Annotated in this window: 22 protein-coding genes; 13 read left to right on the top strand and 9 right to left on the bottom strand. The window is 73.2% G+C overall.

Features of this window, described 5'->3' with window-relative positions; all coding sequences use genetic code 11:
* Positions 1-16: 16 nt before the first annotated feature.
* The 7 genes from ABD811_RS36980 to ABD811_RS36950 are packed head-to-tail and all read left to right on the top strand — an operon-like array spanning position 17 to position 7483.
* Positions 17-1369: an ABC transporter substrate-binding protein gene (locus tag ABD811_RS36980; RefSeq protein WP_344957113.1), complete on the top strand. Its 1353-nt coding sequence runs from the start codon at positions 17-19 to the stop codon at positions 1367-1369.
* A complete protein-coding gene (locus ABD811_RS36975; protein ID WP_344957111.1) occupies positions 1362-2294 on the top strand; it encodes a carbohydrate ABC transporter permease in 933 nt (310 codons plus the stop codon). The genes ABD811_RS36980 and ABD811_RS36975 overlap by 8 nt, the downstream gene beginning before the upstream one ends.
* The gene (locus ABD811_RS36970) at positions 2291-3094 is read left to right on the top strand and encodes a carbohydrate ABC transporter permease (protein ID WP_344957109.1); all 804 of its coding nucleotides are present in this window, start codon (positions 2291-2293) and stop codon (positions 3092-3094) included. Before ABD811_RS36975 ends, ABD811_RS36970 begins: the two co-directional genes overlap by 4 nt.
* A 24-nt stretch (positions 3095-3118) precedes the next feature.
* Positions 3119-4546: an LLM class flavin-dependent oxidoreductase gene (locus ABD811_RS36965; RefSeq protein WP_344957106.1), complete on the top strand. Its 1428-nt coding sequence runs from the start codon at positions 3119-3121 to the stop codon at positions 4544-4546.
* Between the two features lie 2 nt (positions 4547-4548).
* On the top strand, positions 4549-5769 hold the full coding sequence (locus ABD811_RS36960) for an SfnB family sulfur acquisition oxidoreductase (protein WP_344957104.1): 1221 nt from the start codon (positions 4549-4551) through the stop codon (positions 5767-5769).
* 14 nt (positions 5770-5783) lie between these two features.
* Positions 5784-6935, top strand: a complete 1152-nt coding sequence (locus ABD811_RS36955) for an LLM class flavin-dependent oxidoreductase (RefSeq protein WP_344957102.1) — start codon at positions 5784-5786, stop codon at positions 6933-6935.
* 38 nt (positions 6936-6973) lie between these two features.
* Positions 6974-7483 carry a flavin reductase family protein gene (locus ABD811_RS36950; RefSeq protein WP_344957099.1) on the top strand — a complete coding sequence of 170 codons (510 nt, stop codon included), beginning with the start codon at positions 6974-6976 and terminating at the stop codon, positions 7481-7483.
* Positions 7484-7535: 52 nt separating this feature from the next.
* Here the strand turns inward: ABD811_RS36950 and ABD811_RS36945 are convergent, their stop codons facing one another.
* Positions 7536-8180 (bottom strand): TetR family transcriptional regulator, encoded by a 645-nt coding sequence (locus tag ABD811_RS36945; protein ID WP_344957097.1) that lies wholly within the window; start codon positions 8178-8180, stop codon positions 7536-7538.
* A gap of 73 nt (positions 8181-8253) precedes the next feature.
* On the opposite strand from ABD811_RS36945, the gene ABD811_RS36940 reads away from it, so the two are divergent.
* The gene (locus ABD811_RS36940; RefSeq protein ID WP_344957095.1) at positions 8254-10665 is read left to right on the top strand and encodes an MMPL family transporter; all 2412 of its coding nucleotides are present in this window, start codon (positions 8254-8256) and stop codon (positions 10663-10665) included.
* Here ABD811_RS36940 and ABD811_RS36935 read toward each other — a convergent pair.
* Together ABD811_RS36935 and ABD811_RS36930 are read right to left on the bottom strand one after the other, a co-directional pair.
* Positions 10638-11546, bottom strand: coding sequence for a cytochrome d ubiquinol oxidase subunit II (locus ABD811_RS36935; RefSeq protein ID WP_344957093.1), 909 nt, complete (start codon positions 11544-11546; stop codon positions 10638-10640). The genes ABD811_RS36940 and ABD811_RS36935 overlap by 28 nt on opposite strands.
* Complete coding sequence (locus ABD811_RS36930) at positions 11543-13021, bottom strand: cytochrome ubiquinol oxidase subunit I (protein ID WP_344957091.1); 1479 nt, start codon at positions 13019-13021, stop codon at positions 11543-11545. The genes ABD811_RS36935 and ABD811_RS36930 overlap by 4 nt, the downstream gene beginning before the upstream one ends.
* A 92-nt stretch (positions 13022-13113) precedes the next feature.
* Between ABD811_RS36930 and ABD811_RS36925 the strand changes: the two genes are divergently transcribed.
* Together ABD811_RS36925 and ABD811_RS36920 are read left to right on the top strand one after the other, a co-directional pair.
* A complete protein-coding gene (locus tag ABD811_RS36925) occupies positions 13114-13587 on the top strand; it encodes a BlaI/MecI/CopY family transcriptional regulator (RefSeq protein ID WP_344957088.1) in 474 nt (157 codons plus the stop codon).
* Positions 13584-14492, top strand: a complete 909-nt coding sequence (locus ABD811_RS36920) for a M56 family metallopeptidase (protein ID WP_344957086.1) — start codon at positions 13584-13586, stop codon at positions 14490-14492. The genes ABD811_RS36925 and ABD811_RS36920 overlap by 4 nt, the downstream gene beginning before the upstream one ends.
* A gap of 7 nt (positions 14493-14499) precedes the next feature.
* On the opposite strand, the gene ABD811_RS36915 is transcribed toward ABD811_RS36920, so the two are convergent.
* From ABD811_RS36915 to ABD811_RS36890, 6 genes are all read right to left on the bottom strand, one after another.
* Positions 14500-14970 carry a pyridoxamine 5'-phosphate oxidase family protein gene (locus ABD811_RS36915; protein ID WP_344957084.1) on the bottom strand — a complete coding sequence of 157 codons (471 nt, stop codon included), beginning with the start codon at positions 14968-14970 and terminating at the stop codon, positions 14500-14502.
* A 5-nt stretch (positions 14971-14975) separates the two neighbouring features.
* Positions 14976-16457, bottom strand: a complete 1482-nt coding sequence (locus ABD811_RS36910) for an MFS transporter (RefSeq protein WP_344957082.1) — start codon at positions 16455-16457, stop codon at positions 14976-14978.
* Between the two features lie 89 nt (positions 16458-16546).
* Positions 16547-17020 (bottom strand): MarR family winged helix-turn-helix transcriptional regulator, encoded by a 474-nt coding sequence (locus ABD811_RS36905; protein ID WP_344957080.1) that lies wholly within the window; start codon positions 17018-17020, stop codon positions 16547-16549.
* Positions 17021-17061: 41 nt separating this feature from the next.
* Positions 17062-17736, bottom strand: a complete 675-nt coding sequence (locus ABD811_RS36900) for a TetR/AcrR family transcriptional regulator (protein WP_344957077.1) — start codon at positions 17734-17736, stop codon at positions 17062-17064.
* 49 nt (positions 17737-17785) lie between these two features.
* The gene (locus tag ABD811_RS36895) at positions 17786-18640 is read right to left on the bottom strand and encodes a class I SAM-dependent methyltransferase (RefSeq protein ID WP_344957075.1); all 855 of its coding nucleotides are present in this window, start codon (positions 18638-18640) and stop codon (positions 17786-17788) included.
* 150 nt (positions 18641-18790) lie between these two features.
* Positions 18791-19387, bottom strand: a complete 597-nt coding sequence (locus ABD811_RS36890; protein WP_344957073.1) for an ATP-dependent Clp protease proteolytic subunit — start codon at positions 19385-19387, stop codon at positions 18791-18793.
* Positions 19388-19471: 84 nt separating this feature from the next.
* On the opposite strand from ABD811_RS36890, the gene ABD811_RS36885 reads away from it, so the two are divergent.
* The 3 genes from ABD811_RS36885 (at position 19472) to ABD811_RS36875 (ending at position 23784) form a co-directional block, all read left to right on the top strand.
* Positions 19472-20401, top strand: a complete 930-nt coding sequence (locus ABD811_RS36885) for a LysR family transcriptional regulator (RefSeq protein WP_344957071.1) — start codon at positions 19472-19474, stop codon at positions 20399-20401.
* A 155-nt stretch (positions 20402-20556) separates the two neighbouring features.
* On the top strand, positions 20557-21360 hold the full coding sequence (locus tag ABD811_RS36880) for an SAM-dependent methyltransferase (RefSeq protein WP_344957069.1): 804 nt from the start codon (positions 20557-20559) through the stop codon (positions 21358-21360).
* 201 nt (positions 21361-21561) lie between these two features.
* Positions 21562-23784 carry an ABC transporter ATP-binding protein gene (locus ABD811_RS36875; RefSeq protein WP_344957067.1) on the top strand — a complete coding sequence of 741 codons (2223 nt, stop codon included), beginning with the start codon at positions 21562-21564 and terminating at the stop codon, positions 23782-23784.
* Positions 23785-23959: the final 175 nt, after the last annotated feature.

Below are 23959 nucleotides of genomic sequence, written 5' to 3'. Positions count from 1 at the left end.
GCAGAACGGACGCACGATGTCCCCAGTCCCCTTGCCCCATGACCTCTCCCGCCGCGCCGTGCTGCGCGGTGCCCTCGGCGTCGGCGCACTGGCCGCCGCCGGTCCGCTGCTGAGCGCCTGCGGCGGCGACGGCGGCGGGGACGCGCTGGACCCGGCCGCCAAGCCGGAACTCGCCGGCGAGACGTTGAAGGTGCTGGTCAACCAGCCCAACGCCGGGGCGTTCGAGGTCCTGCGGCGGACGTTCAAGGCCGAGACCGGCGCCGACATCCAGGTCACGCCGGTGCCGTACGACAAGCTGCTGGCCACGGCGATGCTGGACGCGCAGTCCGGCGCCGGGCAGTACGACGTGATCATGTACTGGTACGTCGGGCTGGGCAGCCTGGCCGAGGGCGGTGTCCTGGAGGACCTGACCGCCTACATCAAGGCCAACCCCGACATCGACACCGGCGACCTGCTGCCGTCGATCTACGACCCGTACACCCTGTACCAGGGGAGGCGGTGGGGCCTGCCGTTCGACGGCGACACCCACATCCTCTTCTACAACACCGAGCTGTTCGAGAAGTACGGGCTGGACGCCCCGAAGACCTGGGAGGACTCCAACGCCGCCGCCGAGAAGATCACCAAGGACGGCCGGGGCGCCCACTACGGCGTGATCGTCGAAGGCCAGCAGGTGCCGATCATCCTGGGCTGCACGTTCGCCAACCGGCTCGTCGGCTTCGGCGGCCGTTTCCTGGACGACTCCGGCAAGCCCGCCCTGGCCTCCGACCAGGGGGTCGCGGCGCTGCAGTCGCTGCTGGACGTCGCCCCGTACGCGCTGCCGACCCCGCTGCAGACCGGCTTCGACCAGGCGCTGCCCGCGTTCCTGTCCGGAAGGGCCGCCCAGCTGGAGTTCTGGACGGACCACTCCGTCAAGGCGCAGGACCCCAAGCAGTCCAAGGTCGTCGACAGGTGGGACGTGGTGACGCTGCCGGTCGGCGGCTCCAACACCACCCACGCCACCTCGCTGGACGCCGGGTTCGCGCTCGGCGTGTCGAAGCTGTCGAAGAAGAAGGAGGCCGCGGCCGCGTTCGTGAAGTTCGCCGCGAGCAGGAAGCAGAACGAGGCGCAGATCGCCGTGTCGACCAGCGGCTCGGACCCGGTCCGCACCAGCACCCTCGGCTCGCCGGTCTTCCGGAAGTCGTTCGGCCGGGCCGCCGACGTCGTCGCCGAGGGACTGTCGGGGAAGCCGCTGGTCTGGCCGAACGGCCCCGAGGCGCCCGAACTGCTGCAGACGCTGGTGGACGAGCTGGCGCTCGCCCTCCAGGGCAAGCAGCAGGCGCGGCAGACGCTGGAGAAGGTGCAGAGCGCGTGGGAGAAGCGGCTTGGCTGACAGCGCGATCAGCCGCCCGGCCGTGCGGTGGGGGGCGTGGCGACGGCGCCGCGCCCGCCGCTGGTCGCGCGTCTCCCCCTGGCAGGCGGCGCCGGTCACCCTCGCCCTGCTGGTGTTCACCGCGTACCCGCTGGTCTACCTGGTGGGCCTGGCGCTGACCGAGTCGACGCTGGCGCGGCCGCTGCGCGAGTGGGTCGGCACCGAGAACTTCCGCGCCGCGCTGGAGAACGACGTGTTCACCGGGTCGCTGTGGCGGTCGACGGTGTTCGCGGTGCTGGCGGCGTCCGTCCAGCTGGTGATCGGGACGGCGCTGGCGCTGGCGCTGCACGCGCGCGGCAGGCGTCTCGGCCTGCTCGGCGGGTTCCTGCTGCTGCCGCTGGTCACTCCGCCCGTCATGGTCGGGGTCGCGTGGAAGCTGCTGCTGGCCCCGGTGGGCGGCGCGCTCAACGGGACGCTCGGCCTGGCCGGGCTGGCGCCGGTCAACCCGCTGGGCGACGAACGCGGCGCGTTCCTCGCGCTGGTCGTGATCGACACCTGGCAGTGGACGCCGTTCGTGGTGCTGCTGGTGTACGCGGCGCTGCTGGGCGTGCCGGGAGAGCTGCGCGAGGCGGCGGTGCTCGACGGCGCGGGCCGGTTCCGGCTGCTGGTGTCGGTCGTGCTGCCGTACGTGCGTCCGGCGCTGCTGGCCGTGCTGCTGCTGCGGCTGGTCGGCGGGTTCAAGGTGTTCGACATCGTGTACGTGGTGACGGCCGGAGGCCCGGGCGCCGCCACGAACACCTCCACCTACGAGATCCAGCGGACGGCGCTGGAGTCGTTCAAGGTCGGCACGGCCGCCGCCGAGACACTGCTGTTCTCGCTGGTGGTCGGGGCGGTCGCCACGCTGGTGGCGGTCGTGCGGCGGCGGGTCGCGAGGGCCGAACGGTGAGCCGCCGCTGGATCACCCCGCTGCTGGCGCTGGTCGCGGCGCTGATGGCGGTGCCGCTGGTGTACATCGTGTCGCTGTCGGTGCGGTCCCGGGACGACGTGCTGAACGGCGGGCTGCTGCCGAGCACGCCGTTCTGGCGGAACTGGCCCGACACGTTCGAGTCCATCGACCTGGCCCGCCACCTGGCCAACTCGTGGGTCGTCGCCGCCGGCGGCGTCGCCCTCACCCTCGTGATCGCGGTGCCCGCCGCGTACTACACCGCCCGCGCCCGGCGCGGCGGCGAGCGGCTGCTGTCGCTGGTGCTGGCCTCGTACTGCGCGCCGTCCGTGGTGGCCGTGCTGCCGCTGTTCTACCTGCTGCGCACGGCCGGGCTGAGCAACACCCTCACCGGGCTGGCGCTGGTCACCGGGCTGGCGAACGTGCCGGTCGCGGTGTGGCTGCTGGACGGGTTCGTCCGCCGGGTGCCGCGCGAGGTGGAGGAGGCGGCGTGGCTGGATGGTCTCGGCAGCTGGGGCGCGCTGCGGCACGTGGTCGTCCCGCTGGCCGCGCCGGGGATCGTGGCGTCCGGGCTGATCTGCTTCTTCCTGGGCTACAACGAGCTGCTGTTCGCGCTGAGCCTCGCGCAGGAGACGTCGGTGCAGACGCTGCCCGTCGCGCTGTCGCGCTTCCAGGGCGACCGGAACATCCAGTTCGGCCAGCAGGCGGTCGCCTCGATCATCGGCGTGGCCCCGGTGTACGTGCTGGCGCTGCTCGCCCAGCGCCGCCTGGTGGCGGGCCTGTCCGCGGGCGCCGTGAAATGACCCGGTTTCGTCAAAGGAGTGCGCATGACATCCGTCCCTGAACCGAAGAAACGGATCTTCCTCAACGCCTTCGACATGAGCTGCGTCGGCCACCAGGCGCCGGGGCTGTGGCGACATCCCGACGACCAGGCGTACCGCTACACCGATCTGGACTACTGGATCGAATTGGCGCGCCTTCTGGAGCGGGGACGTTTCGATTCCCTGTTCCTGGCCGACGTACTCGGCGTGTACGACGTCTACACCGGTTCGCGTGACCCGGCCGTACGGCAGGCGACGCAGATCCCGTTGAACGACCCGTTGCTGGTGGTGTCGGCGATGGCGGCGGCCACCCGGCACCTGGGCTTCGGCGTGACGGTGTCCCTCACCTACGAGCAGCCGTACAACCTGGCCCGCAAGTTCACCACGCTGGACCACCTGACCAAGGGCCGGATCGCCTGGAACGTCGTCACGTCCTACCTCGACAGCGCCGCCCGCAACCTGGGCATGGGACGCCAACGCGACCACGACGACCGGTACGAGGTGGCCGAGGAGTTCCTCGAAGTCTGCTACAAGCTGTGGGAAGGGTCCTGGGAGGACGACGCCGTCGTCCGGGACGCGCGCAGGGGCGTCTTCACCGACCCCGCCAAGGTGCACGAGATCGCGCACAAGGGCAGGCACTTCGACGTGCCCGGGGTGTTCCTCAGCGAGCCGTCGCCGCAGCGCACGCCCGTCATCTACCAGGCGGGCGCGTCCACGGCGGGACGGGCGTTCGCGGCACGGCACGCCGAAGGCGTCTTCATCAACGCGGTCACCAAGGAGGGGCTGCGCAAGCGCGTCACCGACATCCGCGCCCGCGCCGCCCGCGCCGGCCGCGACCCCGCCGGCGTGAAGATCTTCATCCTGTTCACCGCGATCACGGCGCCCACCGACGCCGAGGCCCGCGCCAAGCACGACGAGTACCTGCGCCACTCGTCCCACGAGGGCGCGATGGCGCTGTACGGCGGCTGGAGCGGCCTGGACCTGTCCCGGTACGACCCCGACGAGCCTCTCGAGTACGTGCGCACCGACGCCGTCCACTCCGCGCTGGAGATCTTCACCACGATCGACCCGGAGCACCGCTGGACGCCCCGCGACATCGGCCGCTACCTGGCGATCGGCGGCATCGGCCCGGTCGTGGCGGGCTCCCCGTCCACCGTGGCCGACGAGCTGGAGTCCTGGGTGGACGAGACCGGCATCGACGGGTTCAACCTCGCCTACGCCGTCACGCCCGGCACGTTCGAGGACTTCGTCGACCTCGTCGTCCCGGAGCTGCGGCGCCGGGGCCGGGTGCCCGGGGCCTACGAGTCGGCGACCCTGCGCGAGAACCTGCTCGGCCCCGGCCAGGTCCGCCTGCGCGACGACCATCCCGGCGCCCGCCACCGCCGCGCCGTCACGGCACGCGGCGCCGGCCGACCCGTGGAGAAGGTGGGATGACCATGGCCGAGCACGAGCACGCGCACGAGCACGCGCACGTCATCAGGACCGACGAGGAGGCCGTCGCGACCGCTGCGCGGCTGGCCGCCGCCTTCGCCGCCGGCGCGGCCGAACGCGACGCTCGGCGGATCCTGCCGCACGCCGAGCTGGACGAGCTGTCCCGCAGCGGGCTGCTGGCGATCACCGTCCCGCGCGAGCACGGCGGCGCCGACGTGCGCGCCGACACGCTCGCCGAGGTGTACCGGCTGCTGGCCGAGGCCGATCCCAGCATCGCGCAGATCCCGCAGAGCCACGTGGTGTACCTGCGGGTGCTGGCCCAGCAGGGCGACGCGGACCAGCAGAAGTTCTTCTTCGCCGAGGCGCTGGCGGGCAAGCGGTTCGGCAACGCCCAGTCGGAGGCGCACACCAGGCACGTCCAGGACTACCGCACCCGCCTGCGCCCGCACCGTGATGGCGGCTACGTTCTCACCGGCGAGAAGTTCTACTGCACGGGCGCGTTGTTCGCCCACTGGGTGCCGGTGCTCGCCCAGCTCGACGTCCCGGGCGAGGGCGACAGGCTGCACGTCGCCTACGTGCCCAGGGACGCTCCCGGCCTGGAGATCGTGGACGACTGGTCGGGCATGGGGCAGCGCACCACCGCCAGCGGCACCGTACGGCTCGACGACGTGCGCGTCCCGGCCGAACGCGTCGTCCCGCATCACCTGACGTTCACCGGCCCGCAAGTGCACGGCGCCTACGCGCAACTGCTGCACACGGCCATCGACGCGGGCATCGCCGGGGGCGCGCTACGCGAGGCCGCCGAGTTCGTGCGGACGAAGGCCCGCCCGTGGTTCGAGAGCGGATACGACACCGCCGCAGAGGACCCGCTCCTCATCCAGAGATTCGGGGAGCTGGCCATCACCGAACGCTCCGCGCGTGCACTCCTGGCCGAGGCGGGACGCGCCGTGGAGACGGCCCGGCACGCGCTCACCGACGAGGCGGCGGCCGAGGCGTCCATCGCCGTCGCCGTCGCCAAGACGGCCGCCGACCGCGCCGCGATCGAGATCACCAACGCGCTGTTCGAGGTGTCGGGCACCCGCTCCAGCCTGGACGGGCTCAACCTGCACCGGCACTGGCGCAACGCCCGCACCCACACCCTGCACGACCCGGTGCGCTGGAAGGTCCAGCACATCGGCCGCCACGTGCTCAACGGAACGCCGCCGCCCCGGCACGGCGTCATCTGACAGAGGGGCCACCTGTGACGCTGACCTTCCACTGGTTCCTGCCCACCTACGGCGACAGCCGCTACATCGTCGGCGGAGGCCACGGCCTCGACGCGGGCGCCGCCGCCGGAGACCGTCCCGCCACCCTGCGCTACCTGGGCCAGATCGTGGCCGCCGCCGAGGATCTCGGCTTCGAGGGCGCCCTCACCCCCACCGGCGCGTGGTGCGAGGACGCCTGGCTCACCACGGCGCTGCTCGTGGAGACGTCCGAATCGCTGAAGTTCCTCGTGGCGTTCCGGCCGGGCCTGCTGAGCCCGGTGCTGGCCGCCCAGATGGCCGCCACCTACCAGCGGCACTCGCGGGGCAGGCTGCTGCTGAACGTCGTCACCGGCGGCGAGGCCCACGAGCAGCGCGCGTACGGCGACTTCCTCGACAAGGCCGGCCGCTACGCCCGCACCGACGAGTTCCTCCACGTCGTACGCGCCCTGTGGCGGGGCGAGAAACTGGACTTCGACGGCCGTCACATCAAGGTCGAGGGCGCCCGGCTCGCCCAGCCGCCGAGCCCCGTCCCGCCGATCTACTTCGGCGGGTCGTCGGCGGAGGCGGGGCCGGTCGCGGCCCGGCACAGCGACGTCTACCTGACCTGGGGCGAGCCGCTCGCCGCCGTCGCCGACAAGATCGCCTGGATCCGCCGGCTGGCCGACGAGCGGGACCGCCGCGTGCGGTTCGGCATCCGCCTGCACGTCATCAGCCGCGACACCGCCGAGGAGGCGTGGGCGCAGGCCGGACGGCTGCTGGCCGGCATCTCCCCGGAGACGATCGAGCAGGTGCAGGCGGGCCTGCGGCGCAGCGAGTCGGAGGGACAGCGGCGCATGCTCGACCTGCACGGCGGCGCCGCCCGCCGCGACCTGCGCGAGCTGGAGATCGCCCCCAACCTGTGGGCGGGCGTCGGCCTGGTCCGCGGCGGCGCCGGGACCGCCCTGGTCGGCAGCCACGCCGAGGTCGCCGACCGGATCGCCGAGTACGCCGAGCTGGGCCTGGAGGAGTTCATCCTGTCCGGCTACCCGCACCTGGAGGAGGCGTACTGGTTCGGCGAGGGCGTCCTGCCCCTGCTGGCCGACCGCGGCCTGTGGAAGCACCCCGCGGGCGGCCCCGACCTGGCCGCGCCCGCCGTCCCCTTCGTCTGACCGCCCCGGGACCACACCCCCCGTGAAAGGACTCGGTGATGACCGAACTGCTGCCCGACCAGATGATCGACGAGGACCGGTTCCGCCGCGCGCTGGCGCTGCACGCGGCCGGGGTGGTGGTGGTCACCGCGGCGTGCGGCGCGGAGCCGGCCGGGCTGACCGCGACCTCGTTCTCCTCGGTCAGCCTGTCCCCGCCGCTGGTGTCGTTCTACGTGGACCGCGGCTCGACCACCTGGCCGTCGATGCGCCGCGCGGAGCGGTTCGCGGTGAACATCCTGGCGTCCGGGCAGGCCGACGTGGCGGCCCGGTTCGCCCGGCGCGGCATCGACCGGTTCGCCGCGCCCACCCGGTGGCACCCGCACACCGACGGAACCCCGCTGCTGGACGACGTGTGCGCCCACCTGCTGTGCGTCCCGTACACGACGATCGACATCGGCGACCACATTTTGGTCGTGGGCCTGGTGACGTCCACCGACATCCGTGAGTCCGACCGGCCGCTGCTCTACCACCTGGGACGGTTCGGGCACTTCCTGCCGCACGAGCGGTGACCGCGGGCCGGGCACCGGCGGCCGGGCGCCACCGGCGCCGGTGCCCGGCGGCTCAGGGTCCGGCGGGACGGCTGAGCGCCTCCACCGACCGCAGGCCGTGCTCCACGACGTCCAGGGCGCGGTCCAGGGCGGCACGGATCGCCGCCGGGTCGAAGCCGTGGCGGCGGCAGTGCATGATGACGGTCTGCACGGCGCCGACCGCCGCGCCCGCCGCCGCCAGGGCGTCGATCTCGTCCAGGTCCGGGCACAGCCCGGCCAGCAGCGCGCCCAGTTCCTGCTGGGTGTCGGTGAGGCGTTGCAGCGCGCGGGCCTGCAGCCCGGGACGTTCCAGGATGAGCCGGATCTGCACCGCGCCGTAGTCGCCGTGCTCGGCGGCCAGCGCGGCGATCGCGTCCGCCGCGGCGCGCCGGACGGTCTCCAGCGGCGTCTCGTCGGGGACGCGCCGCGCCAGCCGCTCGCGGACCTCGGCCAGCCGGTCGTCGATCTCGGCGAAGACCACGTCCTCCTTGCTCGGGAAGTAGCCGAAGAACGTGCGCGGGGACACCTCGGCGGCGGCCGCGATGTCGGCGATCGTCGTCTCCTCGTAGCCCCGCTCGGCGAACAGCCGCAGCGCGGCGGAGGCGATCGCCCGGCGCGTGCGCTCCTTCTTGCGCTCGCGCAACCCCGGGCGCGGCTCTGACCGTCCGGCGTGATCCACGTCACGTACGGTATCACGACTGCAAACTTGCAGTTATTGCAAACCTGCAGCGGACGTGTTTTCCTGCGTGGTCATGACGGGCATGTCGGGCATGGCGGGCGGGCTGGACCGGCTCGGCCGCTGGTGCGTCCGGCGCCGGCGCGCGGTCGTCGGGCTGTGGATCGCGGTGATGCTGGGCACCGCCGTGCTCGGCCTCGCCCACGGCGGGATGTTCGTCCAGCAGGGCACCCTGCCGGGCACCGAGACGCAGCGCGCCATCGACGCCCTGCGCGCGGACTTCCCGGCCATGACCGGCCCCACCGCCACCGTCGTGTTCCACGGCACCGACCACGGCAGCCCGGCCGACTGGCGGGTCGCGCTGGCGATCGGCCAGGCCGTCGACCGCATCGGACGCCTCGACCGCGTCGCCTACGTCGAGAACCCCTACGTCGAGGGCATGGGCGGCCTGCGCGGTGACGACGCCGTGGCCGTGCGCGTCAACTTCACGGGCACCATGGGCGACCTGGCCGTCTCCGACCTGGAGGACCTGGACCGCGCCGTGGAGCCCGCGCGCATGGCGGGCGTGGACGTGGCGTTCGGCGGCATCGCCGCGATGCTGCTCAACCAGCCCCGGGGCGGCCCGCAGGAGGCCGCCGGGATCGTCATGGCGCTGGTGGTGCTGCTTTTGGCGTTCGGGTCGTTCCTGGCCGCGGGCGTCCCGATCGTGGTGTCGCTGTGCGGGATGGCGGTCGCCTACTCGCTGATCCACTTCGCCGCGTCGCTGTTCGAGGTGCACCCGACCGCGCCGCTGGTGGCCGCGATGCTGGGCATCGGCGCGGGCATCGACTACGCGCTGTTCATCGTCACCCGGTATCGGCAGCAGCTGGCGGCCGGGGACGACGTGGAGACCGCCGTCGGCAGGGCCATGGCGCACTCGGGGCACGCGGTGGTGTTCGCCGGGGGCACCGTCGTGTTCGCGATCTGCGGGCTGTTCCTGGCGGGCATCGCGTTCGTCGGGCGCATCGGGCTGGCGTCGGCCCTGGCGGTCGGCGTGATGGTGCTGGCCGCCCTCACCCTGCTGCCCGCCGTCCTCGGCGCCCTCGGCACGCGGATCGACCGGTGGCGGCTGCCGCGCGTGCGCCCCGACCGCAGCGCCGACCGGTGGACGCGCTGGGGCCGCCACGTCGACCGGCACGCCTGGCCGTACGCGATCGCCGCCACGCTGGTGCTGCTGGCGCTGTCGATCCCGACGCTGAGCCTGCGCTTCGGCGTGATGTCCGACAGCACCGCGGCCCCGGGGACGGACGCGCGGCAGGCGTACGACATGGTCGCCCGCGAGTTCGGCCCCGGCCACTACAGCCCCTTCGTGATCGTCGCCAAGGTTCCGGGACGCGCCGAACGCGTCCCCCGGCCCAAGGCGACGCCGTCCCCGAAGGCGTCGAAGACGTCCGCGCCGGTGGTGAGGGGCCCGGCCGGGCTCGGCGGGCTGACGGGGCCGCCCCCCGCGACGCCCTCCCCGTACCCGGGCCAGCCGTCGCCGTCGACGACGGACGGCACGTCGCAGGTGAAGGGCGCGCCCGACCCCACCAAGAAGCCCGACCGGGACGCGGTGCTGCTCGGCCAGCGGCTGCGGCAGCGGGTCGCCGAGGTGCCGGGCGTGGCGTTCGCGGCGGAACCCGTCGTGTCCGGGACGACCGTGATCGTGCGGGTCGTCCCGGCGACCGCGCCGCACGAGGCGGCCACCACCGACCTGGTGCACCGGCTGCGCACCGTGGAACTGCCCGCCGTCGCGGCCGCGACACCGGGGGCCGTCGTGCACCTGGGCGGCGAGAACCCGGCGATCATCGACCTCGCCGACACGGTCGGGGCGCGCATGCCCGTGGTGGTGGTCGCGGTCGTCGGGGTCGCGTTGCTCCTGCTGGTGGTCGCCTTCCGCGCGGTCGTCGTCCCGGTGAAGGCGGCGCTGATGAACCTGCTGTCGATCGGTGCGTCGTTCGGGCTGGTGACGGCGGTGTTCCAGTGGGGCTGGGGGATCGGGCTGCTCGGCCTGGACCAGCCGATCCCGGTGATGTCGTTCGTCCCGCTGTTCATGTTCGCCCTGGTCTTCGGGCTGTCCATGGACTACGAGGTGTTCCTGCTGGCCCGCGTCCGCGAGGAGTACCAGCGCACCGGCGACCCGCACGACAGCGTGGCCCGCGGCATCGGCGCCACCGCCCGGCTGATCACCTCCGCCGCGCTGATCATGATCTTCGTGTTCGCCGGGTTCGTCCCGCAGCCCGACCCGACGGTCAAGATGATGGCGCTGGGCATGGCGGTGGCGGTGGCCGTGGACGCCACGCTCGTGCGGTTGGTGCTGGTGCCCGCCCTGATGAGCCTGCTCGGCCACGCCAACTGGTGGTGGCCCGGCCGCGGCGGACGGAAGGGAGGCGGCGCGCCGGACGAGAGGTTGCCGACCGTGACCGCCCGGCGCGCCGCGGGTCAGGAGGTGCGGGGCTCCTCGCGCTGAGGCGTCCCGCGCTGGAACAGGACGAACAGCCACGCCATCGACGGGACGAGGATCACCGCCCCCACGCCGAGGGACACCAGCACGACCTGGAGCACGGCGTCGTGCGCGGCGGCCGCGTCCAGGTCCAGGTCCGCCATGGCGGCGGCGCCCCACAGCACGGTGACGACGGCGAGGGCGCCGGTCGCCCGGACCGCCAGGTAGGACCGCCGCACCAGCAGCACCAGCGAGACCAGCCCGGCCGCCGCCGACACCAGGATCAGCGGGTCGTGCACCCCGAACGCGGCGGCGCCCGGCAGCGCCAGCACCCCGACCGCCGCGCCGGACACCAGCGCGAAGCCGCGGAACCGCAGGGAGGCGCCCTGGTCGCCGAGCCGCCGCGCGTCCCAGATCAGGTAGACGGCCGCCAGGTACGCGCACAGCACGGTGGTCAGCAGCCCCCCGTACACCCCGGCCGGGGTGAGCCAGCCGGACGCGCCGACGGTGAGCGCGGCGGCCACCGCGCCCAGGCAGTAGGGCGTCAGCACCGACGACACCCCGAAGATCCACCGGTACCAGCCCTGGTCCGGCACGGCCTTGGCGAACACGAACGTGCTGCCGCGCGCCACGATGCCGAGGGCCGCCAGCGACAGCGGCACCCAGTGCGCCGCCATGACGTCGGCGAACACCGGCGGGAACGCCGTCCAGGTCATCACCATCACGAAGATCAGCCAGACGTGGTTGGCCTCCCACAGCGGCCCCATGGCGTGCTCGATGACCCGCTGGTCGGAACGCCGCCGCGACACCAGGTGCCACAGCCCGGCGCCGAAGTCCGCCCCGCCGAACAGCAGGTACGCCGACAGCCCCACCAGGATCAGGCCGATCGCGACGTCCGCGTAGCTCATCGTCCGCTCCTCGTCTCGCCCGTGCCGACGGTCTCCTTCCCGGCCGCCTCCCGGTCGGCGGCCGGCTCTTCGGTGGTCGTGGTCGCTCCGGTCTCGTCCTCAGGGGGCGTGGACGGGCCGTCCGCCGCCGCGGGGACGGGACGGCGCCGCATCCGCCGCAGCACGCTGATCGTCGCGGCGGCCAGCACGGCGTACACAACCAGCACGATGTAGAGGCCGTAGCGCAGGCCGGGGTTGGGGTTGACCGCCTCCTCGGTGCGCATCACCCCGTACACGATCCACGGCTGGCGTCCCACCTCGGTGGTGGTCCATCCGGCGAGCATGGCGACCGACGCGGCGACCCCGGACGCGGCGGCCAGCCGCAGGAACCACGGCCGCCACGGCAGCTCGGCCCGCGCGCCGCCCGACCGGCGGCGCAGCCACCAGGCCAGGCCCCACCAGGCGGCCAGCGCCAGCAGCGCCGTCCCGATCGCGATCATGAGCTCGAAGGAGGTCTTGACGACCTCGGCGGGCGGCCGCACGTCCTCGGGGAAGGAGTCCAGCCCGCGCAGGGTGGCGTTCGCGTCGAACTTCAGCATCAGCGACAGCGCGTTGGGGATCTCCAGCACGGCGAACCGGAACGGGACCCCCGCCTCGGTGTGCTCGACGCCCTCCATGGCGGCGAACTTGACCGGCTGGTTGTCGGCGACGAACCGCACCGCCCAGTCGCCCACCAGCACCTGCAGCGGGGCGCACACCGCGCCCAGGGAGAACGGGATGGCGAAGCCGAGCCGGTGGTAGCGGTCGACGCGGCCCGCGCGTGCGTCGCGCAGCAGCGCCACCGCGTACACCGACGCGACGATGAATCCGCACACCATCAGCGACGCCAGCAGCAGGTGCACCGCCTGCGTCGGGGTGGCCGGGTTGAACATCGCCGCCAGCGGGTCGACGTCGGTGACCCTGCCGTTCTCCAGCCTGAACCCGCGCGGCTGGTTCATCCACGCGTTCACCGTCACCACGAACGAGGCCGACAGCAGGCCCCCGATCACCACGGGGATACCGGTGAGGAAGTGCGCGCGGGGCGACAGCCGGTCCCACCCGTAGAGGTAGACGCCCATGAAGATGGCCTCGATGAAGAAGGCGATGCCCTCCAGGGCGAACGCGGCGCCGAACACCTGCCCGTAGGTGTCCATGAACCCCGGCCACAGCGTGCCCATCTCGAACGACAGGACGGTGCCGGACACGGCGCCGACCGCGAACAGCACGCCCGCCGCCTTCATCCAGCGCCGGGCGAGCTCGGCGTAGACGGCGTCGCCGGTGCGCAGCGACCGCCACTCGGCGAGCAGGGTGATCGCGGGCAGTCCGATGCCGATGCTGGCCAGGATGATGTGGAAGCCGAGGGTGAACGCCATCTGCTGGCGCGCGGCCATGAAGTCCGCCGGGGTGGCCGCCCCGGTGCTCGTCGCGTTCTCCGCGAGCAGCGCGAGGGAACTCATGCAACCGACTGTAGTACTACAGGCCGTAGTACTACAGGAAGTGGTACTACCGGCCGTGGTGACGTCCCTCTCAGTCGGATACCCTGGCGGTCGTGAAGGGTCTGGGAGAGCTTGAACGCACGGTCATGGAGGTCCTCTGGGAGCGGGACGGCGCCGGCCTGGCGGCCGCGACCGCCCGCGACGTCAGCAGAGCCCTGGCGAGCGATCGGGACCTCGCGCACACCACCGTCATGACGGTCCTGGACCGCCTGGCCAAGAAGGGCTTCCTCCAGCGCGAGCGGGACGGCCGCGCCTGGCGCTACCGCCCGGTCGCCAGCCGCGAGGAGTACGTCACCGAGCTGATGCTGGGCGCCCTCAACGAGACCGGCGACCGTGACGCGGCCCTGGTGCGCTTCGTGCACTCGGTGTCGCAGACCGAGGCCGACGTGATCCGCCAGGCCCTCGCCGAGCTGACCGGGAACGGCTCCGCCGCCGGCCTGCCCGGCGCTAAGCTGCCGGACGGGGAGCTGCCCAACGCGAACCTGTCCGACCGGAACCTCACCACCGGCAAGGAGCCACCGGCATGACCGGCGCCGCCCTGCTCGCACTGATCTCCATCGGGACCGTTGGCGGGGCGCACCTGCTGTCGCGGGCCCGGTGGACGTGGCGTTCCCCCCGCACCGCGATCGCCCTCTGGCAGGCCCTCGGGCTGGGCTGGGGCGTCGCCACGATCGGCGCCCTGCTGGGCTTCGCGCTGATGCCCTACGACCACGGCATCGCCGGCGGCCTGCCGCTGCTGCTGGCCGACCACGCCGCCCGCCTCGACGCCTGGCACGTCGCCGCGCTGCTGTCGGCCGTCACCCTGGCCGCCGTGCTGCTGGTGATGCTGGCGTACGCGGTGGTCCGGGTGGTGCGGGCCCGGCGACGCCACCGGGCGCTGCTGGCGCTGATCTCCCGCCGCGACGCCGCCGTCCCCGGCACCCTCGTGCTCGACCACCCCACCGCCGCCGCCTACTGCGTGCCGGGCGTGCGCTCGTCCAAGGTCGTGGTCAGCGCCGGGACGCTGGAGCTGCTCGACCCGGCCGAGCTGGCCGCGGTGCTGGCGCACGAACGCGCCCACGCCCGCGAGCGGCACGACCTGGTGCTGCTGCCGTTCGCCTCGCTGCGCCAGGTCTTCCCGCAGATCGGGCTGGTCGGACGGTGCCTGGACGCGGTCGAGCTGCTCATCGAGATGGCCGCCGACGACCGCGCCCGGCAGCACCGCGCCCCCCGGGAGCTGGCCACCGCGCTGCTGCGGTTCGCCGCCGCCCGCCCCGCGGCCGCCCCGTCCGGCGCCCTCGGCGTCGCGACCGCCGACGACATCCCGGTGATGGCCCGGGTCAACCGGCTGCTGCAGCCGGTGCCGGTGGGCCGTCCCACCCGGGTCGCCGCGACGGTCGCCATCCCGCTGATCGCGCTCGTGCCGCTGCTGCTGTACGCGCTGCCGCACTGATCCCCGGCTAACCGGCGAGGGTCAGTCCGTACAGCCGCGCCACCCGGATCCTGATCACCAGCCGCCGCTCCTTGACCATGTGCTCAAGGAAGGCGGCCCGGTCGGTGGCGCTCATCTCGACCGGGTTGATGGCGAGCAGCTCGCGACCGGTCTCGTCGCCGGGCTGCTCGCTCACCGGGGACGCCTCCGCCTCGCCCTCGGCGACCACGTACGTCATGTGGTCGGCGGACGTCACGTACAGCGCCACGCGGGGGTCGTTGCGCACTTGGCGCACCTTCAGCCGGTCGGCCGTGGTGGAGAAGCGCAGGACGCGTTCCTCCGGGTCCCAGTGGTAGAGGACGGTCGACAGCGCCGGATGCCCGTTGCGCTTGTTGGTCGCCAGCGCACCGAACCGGTGCTCACCCAGCAGGCGTGACAGTTCCTCGTCGGTCAGCTTCTTCGGCCCGGGGCCGGTGCCGGGCGGGTATTCGTCGGTCATTTCGTTCAGCCCTTCTTCTCGGTGGGGACGCGGCGCAGCACGAGCAGCGCCAGCACGATCGCGGTGACCAGCAGCCCGGCGCCGACGCCGAACGCCAGCCGGTAGCCCCCGGTCAGCGCCAGCGCCTCCCGCAGGCCGTCGTCGCGCAGGTGCGCGGCGCGGGTGGCGGCGAACGTCGACAGGGCCGCGACCCCGAGCGCGGCGCCCATCTGCTGGGTGGTGTTGAACAGGCCGGACGCCGCCCCGGCGTCGTCGTCGCGCGCGCCGGACATGCCGAGGCCGGTCAGCGCGGGCAGGGCGAGGCCGAACCCGCCGATCAGCACCATCACCGGCAGCAGGTGGGTGACGTAGGGGCCGTCCGCCGACAGGCGGGTCAGCACCGCGTACCCGGCGACCACCGAGACTAGCCCGGTCAGCAGGACGGTCCGTTCGCCGAACCGGTTGATCATCCGCGCCGACACCACCAGGGAGATCCCGCCGATGGCGATCGCGCCGGGCAGCAGGGCCAGGCCGGTCTCGGTGGCGTTGTAGCCGCGCACCTGCTGCATGTAGAGCGCGATGAGGATCTGGAACCCGAACATCGCCGCGACCAGCAGCATCTGCACCAGGTTGGCGCCCCAGACGTTGCGGACGCGCAGCGTCCGGAGCGGCAGCAGGGGAGCGGCGGCGGTGGCCTGGCGGGCGACGAACCCGGCCAGCAGCGCCAGCGAACCGGCGGCCAGTGCCAGGGTGCGCGCCGACGCCCAGCCGTGCCGCTCGGCCTGGACGATCGTGTAGACGGTCAGCATGGCCCCGGCGGTGACGAGCACGCCGCCGAGCACGTCGGCGCCGCGCCGCAGCCCGAGCCCGGGGTCGTCGGCCAGCAGCCGCACCGCCCCGATCATCGTGGCCGCGCCGATCGGCACGTTGATGAAGAACACCCAGTTCCAGCCGAACCCGTCGGTGAGCAGGCCGCCGAGCACCTGCCCGAGCGCGGCGCCGGTCGCGCCGGTGAACGCGAACGCGCCGATGGCCCGGCCCCGCTCGCCCGGGTCGGTGAACAGCGTCACGATGATCCCGAGGGAGACCGCGGAGGCCAGCGCGCCCCCGGCGCCCTGGGCGAACCGGGCGGCGACCAGCATCGCGGGCGTGGTGGCCAGCCCGCACAGCACCGAGGCGGCGGTGAACACCGCCAGCCCGGCCAGCAGCACCCGGCGGCGGCCCGCCAGGTCGCCGAGGCGCCCGGCGAGCAGCAGCAGCCCGCCGAACGTGATCATGTAGGCGTTCACCGTCCAGGTCAGGCCGGACGGGCTGAACCCCAGGTCGGACTGGATGGCGGGCAGCGCCACGGTGACGATGCTGCCGTCCAGGATGATCATCAGCGACGCGGCGCACAGCACGGCCAGCGCGTACCAGCGGCGCCGGGACGCGGGCGCCGCGGTCTCGCCCGGGCCGGCCGCGGGCCGCGCGGGGGCGGTCCCGGTCGCCGGAGAGGCAGTCTCGGACATGGGTCATCTCCTGTCAGCGCTCAGCGCGGGACGAGCTCAACAGGAGAGACAGTAGCAGATAGTTTTTTAGTAGACGATCTTCTAGTTGCCTATCTGGTGCGCTCGCGCGGGCGGCGGCACTGCGCCTCCACCGGTTCGGCCAGGTGGCCGCCCGCCAGGCGTTCCATGGCGCGCAGGAACACCTCCCGCTCGTCCTCGGGCAGCGCCTCCAGGACCGCGCCGTGCACCCGGTCGACGATCTGCCTGCTGCGCTCCACGATCTCGGCGCCGCGCTCGGTGACCTTGACGATCCGGGCGCGCCGGTCGCGGCTGGACGGGCGGCGCTCGGCGTATCCGGCCTTCTCCAGCGCGTCCATCGTGACGACCATGGTGGTCTTGTCCATGTCGCCGAGCTCGGCGAGCTGGATCTGGGTGCGCTCCTCCTCCAGGGCGTGGACGAGCACGCAGTGCATGCGCGGGGTCAGCCCGATCTCGGCGAGGGCGGCCGTCATCTGCGTCTTCAGCACATGGCTGGTGTGGTTGAACAGGTAGGACAGGTCCGGGATCGCTTGCGTGACGGTCATGCCGCCAGAATAGTTCGTCAGCAGATAATCCGTCAGATGACCTATCGCTGGCCGGGTCGTCGGCCGGGTTCCCGGCCGGGGGCGATGCCGTCGAGCACGGCCGCGACCAGGTCGCCGACCTCGTCGTCCCCGGGCACGTCCGCGGGCGGCGACGCCGGCCGGGCGTACCCGTGGGCCAACGTCGACGTCACCGCCTCGTGGCACACGCCCACGATCATCCTGGTCGCCGCCTCGATCCGCGCGTCCGGCGCGAGCCTGCCCAGCTCCCGTTCGTCCCGCAGGTAGGCCAGCAGCCGGTCGCGCCAGTCCCCGCCGGGCCGCCCGCCTCCGCCGCCGGGGGCGGCGAACCGGGCCAGGACGGCGGGCTGCCCGACGAGCCCGGCGAAGGCGGGCAGGATGCCCGCGTGCAGCCTCATGCCGTAGACGACGTAGGCGCGCAGGTTCTCCTCCACCGTCGCGGTGCCCGCGCCGGGGAGGTCGCCGAGCTCGCTCTCCACCGCGCGCACGCGGGCCCGCAGCGCGCACGCCAGCAGCTCTTCCTTGTCGGCGAAGTGGTTGTAGAGCACTCCGTCGGCGACCCCGGCCTCGCGGGCGATGAGCCGCACGGTCAGCCCGGCCGTCCCGCGCTCACGGATGAGCCGTTCGGCGGTAGCGACCAGGTGCTCGCGCAGGCTCTGCTCCCCGCCCCGCAACGCGGCGGCTCTCCTCGGCGACATCACCCCTGATCGTATTCGGACGGCCCGCCCGGCGGCACGGTCCGTCCGGTCATCGGAACGCGGTGACCAGCCAGGCGGTCGCCGGCAGCCGGACGGCGTCCGGCTCCTCGAACCGCCGCATCGCGATCTCCAGCGCCTCCAGCGCCCGTGCCGCCGTCGCCTCGTCGACGCCGCCGAGGTGGTGCCGCACCGGGCCCCAGCCGCCGAGGAACCGCGCCGCGTCAGCCGCGTCCCGCCCCCAGACCTGCACCGCCTCCACGTGCGCGCACGTCACGTCGCGGAACCCGGCGCCGTCGCCGAGCACGGCGCGCACCCGTTCGGGGTCGGCCAGCGAGGTGGGCCCCGTGTCGGCCGCGCCGGCGGGACGCAGCTGCGGCACGTGCTCGGCCAGGGCCGCGAACAGCTCCCCGAGGCCGCTGCCCCGCACCGGCTGCATGCACAGGAACGCCACCCGCCCCCCGGGACGCAGCGCGCGCCGGATGTTGGCGAACGCCGCGACGGGGTCGGCGAAGAACATCACCCCGAACCGGCTGATCGCCACGTCGAACGCGCCGTCAGGGAAGGGGTGCACCTGGGCGTCGCCGCGTTCGAACGTCACGTTGCCGACGTGCTCGTCCAGGGCGGCCAGGCGCGCCGTGCGCAGCATCGGCCCGGACAGGTCCACGCCGGTGACCTGCCCCAGCCGGGCCCGCCGCGCGGCCAGCCGCGTCACCTGCCCGTTGCCGCAGCCGACGTCCAGCACGCGGTCGCGCTCGCCGATCGCGGCCGCGTCCAGCAGCGCGCCGTTGAAGCCGCTGTTGACCGCGTCGTAGCGGTCGCGGTGGGCGGCCCAGTGCTCGCCCTCGTAGCCGTTCCACGCCTCGGCCTGGTGGGAGTTGACGATCTTCGGTGCGGTGGCGCTCATCGCGGACCTCCATATGAACACACGTTCATGAACATGTGTTCATAGTGGGTCATGCGGACGCGTCCCGTCAACGGCGGGGGCATGCCGAGCGCACGACGAAGGCCCGCCGCGACGGGGCGTCACGGCGGGCCTTCGGGGGAGGCGGCTGGCTCAGGCGGCGGCGGTCACCCGGGGGGCGGTGCGCACGACCTCGTCGACGAAGCCGTACTCCTTGGCCTCCTCGGCGGTGAAGAACCGGTCGCGGTCGGAGTCGGCCTCGATCCGCTCGACCGGCTGGCCGGTGTGCTGGGCGATCAGATCCTGCACGATCCGCTTGGTGTAGCGCATGTTCTCCGCCTGGATCCGCACGTCGGACGCGGTGCCCGCGACGCCGCCGGACGGCTGGTGCATCAGGATCCGCGCGTGCGGCAGGGCGTAGCGCTTGCCGGGCGTCCCCGCCGACAGCAGGAACTGGCCCATGGACGCGGTGAAGCCCAGCGACACCGTCGCCACGTCGTTGGGCACGTACTGCATGATGTCGTAGATCGCCATCCCGGCGGTGATCGAGCCGCCGGGGGAGTTGATGTAGAGGAAGATGTCGCGGCGCCGGTCCTCGGCGGACAGCAGCAGCATCTCGGCGCAGATCCGGTTGGCGATGGCGTCGTCCACCTGCTGCCCGAGGAAGATGACGCGCTCGCGCAGCAGCCGCTGGAACACCGGGTCGAAGCCTGACGGCAGCTCGTCCTTCGTCGCCATGGTCGTGGTCATGGCCCCAGCAAAGCCGCGCGGCGCCGCCGGCGTCCAACAACTTCCGGCGGGCGATTGACGACCGGCGGTGGTTAATCTGGACGCGTGGACGTGGACCTCCAGCTCGTGCGCGCCTTCGTCGCCGCCGCGGAGGAGATGCACTTCGGCCGCGCCGCCGCCCGGCTGTTCCTCACGCAGCAGGCGCTGTCCAAGCGCATCCGCAGGCTGGAGGAGGCGCTGTCGGCGTCGCTGTTCGAACGCACCACGCGCCGCGTCGAGCTGACCCCGGCCGGGCACAGCTTCCTGCCGCTGGCCAAGGACGCGCTCGCCGCGTTCGACGCGGCCGTCGCCTCGGTGCGCGAGACCGCCCAGCGGCTGCGCGTCGACGTCTTCGACGAGCGTTTCACGCCCATGCGGCTGCTGCGCGAGCTGCTGGAGCGCGACCCGTCGCTGCGCGTCCAGCCCAGCATGCGCCAGGGCCTGGCGCTGGCGCTGCCCGCCCTGCGCACCCGCGAGATCGACGCCGCGTTCGGCCAGGTCATGGACCTTCCCGAGCCGCTGCCGCCGGAGCTGGCGCACCGGCTGGTGCACCTGGAGCCGATGCACGCCTTCGTCCCGCTGGACCATCCGCTGGCGTCCCGGGACGCGATGCGCCCGTCCGAGCTGCCGGGCGTCGCCATGCCCGACCCGGGCGGCGCGAGCGAGGCGCGCGGCTACCTGACCGGCCTCGCCCACCACTTCGGCGTGCCGATCCGCTTCTACGAACCGGCGATCGGCCACCGCCACTACGGGGAACTGGTGCGTCGCGAGAAACACGACGTGGCGCTCGGCGAGGCCGTCATCGAGATCCCGCCCGACTTCGGCCTGCACCGCATCCGGCTGGTCGACCCGGTGCCGCTCGCCCCCTGGTCGGTCGTGTGGCATCGCGGCAACACCAGCCCCGCGCTGCGCCGCATGCTGCGCCTGCTGCCCGTGCCGACCCCGCCGCCGCCGGACGACCCCGGCCACTGGATGCCGGACGCCTACCGCGCCTGACCCGTTTCTCCGGATGTCCGCATTCGGTCATCCACGGGTGCTCCACCAGTGCCGTCACCGCCATTGACGAAAACGGTGGACTGAAACAGGGCATTCGCGTTCTCGAGTCGTGCAGAATGATCCGTCCAACACCGGGGGCGACCAGGGGAACGGCAATGATCGAACGCGACTGGTATCGGCGGGTGGATCGGAGCGTGCCCCATCCGGCGCGCATGTACGACTACTACCTCGGGGGCAAGGACAACTTCGAGGCCGACCGCAAGGCCGCCGACGAGGTTCTGCGCGTCCTGCCCGAGGCGCGCCTGATGGCGCTGGAGAACCGGGCCTTCCTCGGCCGGACGGTGCGTTTTCTCGCCGCCGCCGGCATCCGGCAGTTCCTCGATATCGGCACGGGACTGCCCACGCAGGGCAACACCAACGAGGTGGCGCACGAGGTCGCGCCGGACGCGCGCATCGTCTACGTCGACAACGACCCCATGGTGCTGGTCCACGCCCGCGCCCTGCTGGCCGACCGCGACGAAGGACCCACCGTCGTGGTCGAGGGGGACGTGCGCGATCCCGACGCGATCCTGGGGCATCCCGACGTCCGCGCGATCATCGACTTCGACCAGCCCGTAGCCGTTCTGCTCGTCGCCATCCTGCATTTCGTCCGCGACTCCGAAGACCCCGCGGGAATCGTCGAACGTTTCAAACGGGCCATGGCGCCCGGAAGTCATCTGGTGATCAGTCACGGCACGCAGGACTTCGACCCCGAACGGTCCGCGGAGGCCGTCCGCCCCTACGACAGCGCCACCGCCCCGTTCGTCACCCGCAGCGGCGCCGAAATCGAGCGTTTCTTCGACGGCCTGGAAATGGTCGACCCCGGAATGGTGCGACTCCCGCTGTGGCGCCCGGACGGCGACCCGCCGCCGTACCTGGACGCCATCTGGGTGTACGGAGGGGTCGGCCGCCGCACATAGGCGCGGCCGGTGCCGTCGGCCTTACCGCCCGTAACATTACTGTGCCGTCCGGGCGGCGGCCACAGTCCGCCAACGGTCTTCCCGCGCCGCGCCCGAACACCGAAGGTGGTCCCCGGGTCGCTGACTGCGGGAGGCCACGCCGATGGTCAACGTCGCTGCCGGATCGGGCACCACGCGCGTTCTCCGGGACGAGGCGTCCCGATGAGGCTGCGCCGGCGAAGGCGGCCGCGCCGCCCCGAGGGGATGCTGGAGGCCCTGGGGCCGAAGCTGACCGAGCCGGAGTGGTACGCCAGGGCCGCCGAGCTGTCGCGGACCGGCATGCTCACCATGGCGCGGCGGCTGCCCGCGCTGATCGGCCAGGTGATGGTCCTGGCGTGGCGGGCCAACCGGCGCGACCTGATCGCCACGGTGGTGCTCAACGTCGTCGCCGGACTGTTCACGGCCTTCGGGCTGCTGGCGACCACGGGCGTCCTGACCGCCCTGTTCGCCGCCGGTCCCACTCCGGACCGGGTCCGCTCGGCCGCGCCCGCGCTCGTGCTGGTGGGAGTGGCCGTCACGGTGCGGGGGGCGTTCGCGGTGGCGGCGCAGTGGGCGCAGGCCCGCCTGCGGCCCCAGGTCGAGCAGATCGTCGAACTGCGCCTGTACGAGGTCACCACGGGCATCGAACTGGCGGCCTTCGACGACGCAGACTTCCAGGACCACCTGCACCGCGCGCGGCTGCGCGGCGTCGATTCGGCCCCCTCGATGGTGGACAACGCCGTGGACCTGTTCACCGCCGCGGTCGGGGTCGCGGCGGCGGCCGGCGCGCTCGGCGTGCTGCACCCGGTGCTGCTGCCGCTGCTGCTGCTGACCGCGCTGCCCGAGGGCTGGGCGGCGGTGCGCGCGGCCCGTCTGGGCTACCTGACCCAGCTCAGCCTGGTGGAGGCCCGCCGCCGCAACTGGATCATGGCGGAGCTGATGACCGAGCGGATCCACGCCGCCGAGGTCCGCTCGTTCACCCTCCGCGGCTTCCTCCTGCGCCAGTACGCCACCCTCGCCGACCACATCCGCGGCGTCATGTTGGCCCTCGCGCGCCGCCAGACCATGACCCGGGTGTGGGGCGACGTGCTCAAAGGCCTGGCGACGGCGCTGATGTACACGGCACTCGGCCTGCTGCTGTGGAAGGGCATCATGCCCCTCGCGGTCGCCGGAACAGCCGTCCTGGCGATCCGCACCGGCCAGAACTCCCTGATCAACCTCGTCTACGCGCTGAACCGCTGTTACGAGGACGGCCTGTACTTCAGCGACTACGTCAGCTTCTGCCAGACCGCCGAAACCCGGCTGCCCCCGAACATCGCCACCTCCGACACGGCGAACGCGCCCGGCAGTGCGGCCTCCCGCCCAGCCCCGCCCTCCCAGGCCGACGCTGCACGCGAGACGAACGTCCCGGCCCCGGCGAGCACCTCCACCGGGGCGGCGACGTCCGGCACGCTGGACACCGCGACCCCGGCGCGGGCCTCGACCACGGCCGACGCGCCGAACGCGCCGGACACGTCCAACGGGGCGGCGGCGTCCGACGTGGCGGGCGCGTCCGGCGTGGTGGCGGCGTTGCGGCGGTTCCGGGAGATCAGTGCCGAGGCGGTCACGTTCGCCTACCCCGGCGCCGACGTGCCGTCTCTGCGCGAGGTGTCGGTGCGGCTGCGGCGGGGCGAGATCGTCGCGCTGGTCGGGGAGAACGGGTCGGGCAAGACGACGCTCGCCAAGATCCTGGCGGGGCTGTACGAGCCGCAGCAGGGCGAGGTGCGCTGGGACGACCTGCGCGTGTCCGACCTCGACCCCGACGATCTGCGCCGCGCCATCGCCGTGATCGCCCAGGACCACACGCACTGGCCGATGACCGCCGCCGACAACATCGCCATGGGCGACGACCTGGACGCCGGCCCGGTGCGGCGGGCGGTGGAGGAGGCGGCGGCCGCGTCCGGCGCCGACGAGGTGATCGCCACCCTGCCGCACGGGCTCGCCACGCTGCTGGACAAGCGGTTCGCCGACGGGCGCGAGCTGTCGGGCGGCCAGTGGCAGCGGCTGGCCGCCGCCCGCGGGTTCTACCGGGACGCGCCGCTGCTGATCTGCGACGAGCCCACCGCCGCGCTGGACGCCCGCGCCGAACACCGCCTGTTCCAGCAGATCCGCCACCACGCCGCCGCGCACGGCCGCACCGTCCTGCTGATCACCCACCGGCTCGCCAGCGTCCGGCTCGCCGACCGCATCTACGTCCTGGACGAGGGCCGCGTCATCGAGCACGGCGACCACCGGCACCTGATGTCCCTCGGCGGCCTGTACGCCGAGCTGTACGAACTGCAGGCCTCCGCCTACCGGCAGGGCGGCCGCGTCGAGGTCCGCGCGGCGGCCGACGGCGGCGTCCGCCCGGCCGCCGACCCGGGTTAGGGTGGCGATCATGAGTTCGGCCGTGCTCTCCCCTCCCGCCGCGTAGGGCGGGCCACCGGGACAGACGAGCGCGCGGGGTGAACGTCCCTCCGCGCGACGGTGCGGTGTGCCCGCGGACGGAAGCACACGACCACTTCCTCTCGCGGAGAACGAACACGTGTCGAACAGCGTCGTC

The organism is Actinomadura miaoliensis (assembly GCF_039536785.1).
GTDB classification, from domain to species: Bacteria; Actinomycetota; Actinomycetes; order Streptosporangiales; family Streptosporangiaceae; genus Spirillospora; species Spirillospora miaoliensis.
This window is presented reverse-complemented; position numbering and strand designations above follow the sequence as displayed.

Coding starts and splice junctions, on each gene's coding strand:
- ABD811_RS36940 (WP_344957095.1), top strand. CDS start 8,254: ATGACGGGCATGTCGGGCATGGCGGGCGGGCTGGACCGGCTCGGCCGC.
- ABD811_RS36935 (WP_344957093.1), bottom strand. CDS start 11,546: ATGAGCTACGCGGACGTCGCGATCGGCCTGATCCTGGTGGGGCTGTCG.
- ABD811_RS36930 (WP_344957091.1), bottom strand. CDS start 13,021: ATGAGTTCCCTCGCGCTGCTCGCGGAGAACGCGACGAGCACCGGGGCG.
- ABD811_RS36915 (WP_344957084.1), bottom strand. CDS start 14,970: ATGACCGACGAATACCCGCCCGGCACCGGCCCCGGGCCGAAGAAGCTG.
- ABD811_RS36965 (WP_344957106.1), top strand. CDS start 3,119: ATGACATCCGTCCCTGAACCGAAGAAACGGATCTTCCTCAACGCCTTC.
- ABD811_RS36960 (WP_344957104.1), top strand. CDS start 4,549: ATGGCCGAGCACGAGCACGCGCACGAGCACGCGCACGTCATCAGGACC.
- ABD811_RS36890 (WP_344957073.1), bottom strand. CDS start 19,387: ATGACCACGACCATGGCGACGAAGGACGAGCTGCCGTCAGGCTTCGAC.
- ABD811_RS36900 (WP_344957077.1), bottom strand. CDS start 17,736: ATGTCGCCGAGGAGAGCCGCCGCGTTGCGGGGCGGGGAGCAGAGCCTG.
- ABD811_RS36895 (WP_344957075.1), bottom strand. CDS start 18,640: ATGAGCGCCACCGCACCGAAGATCGTCAACTCCCACCAGGCCGAGGCG.
- ABD811_RS36880 (WP_344957069.1), top strand. CDS start 20,557: ATGATCGAACGCGACTGGTATCGGCGGGTGGATCGGAGCGTGCCCCAT.
- ABD811_RS36875 (WP_344957067.1), top strand. CDS start 21,562: ATGAGGCTGCGCCGGCGAAGGCGGCCGCGCCGCCCCGAGGGGATGCTG.
- ABD811_RS36905 (WP_344957080.1), bottom strand. CDS start 17,020: ATGACCGTCACGCAAGCGATCCCGGACCTGTCCTACCTGTTCAACCAC.
- ABD811_RS36910 (WP_344957082.1), bottom strand. CDS start 16,457: ATGTCCGAGACTGCCTCTCCGGCGACCGGGACCGCCCCCGCGCGGCCC.
- ABD811_RS36920 (WP_344957086.1), top strand. CDS start 13,584: ATGACCGGCGCCGCCCTGCTCGCACTGATCTCCATCGGGACCGTTGGC.
- ABD811_RS36980 (WP_344957113.1), top strand. CDS start 17: ATGTCCCCAGTCCCCTTGCCCCATGACCTCTCCCGCCGCGCCGTGCTG.
- ABD811_RS36950 (WP_344957099.1), top strand. CDS start 6,974: ATGACCGAACTGCTGCCCGACCAGATGATCGACGAGGACCGGTTCCGC.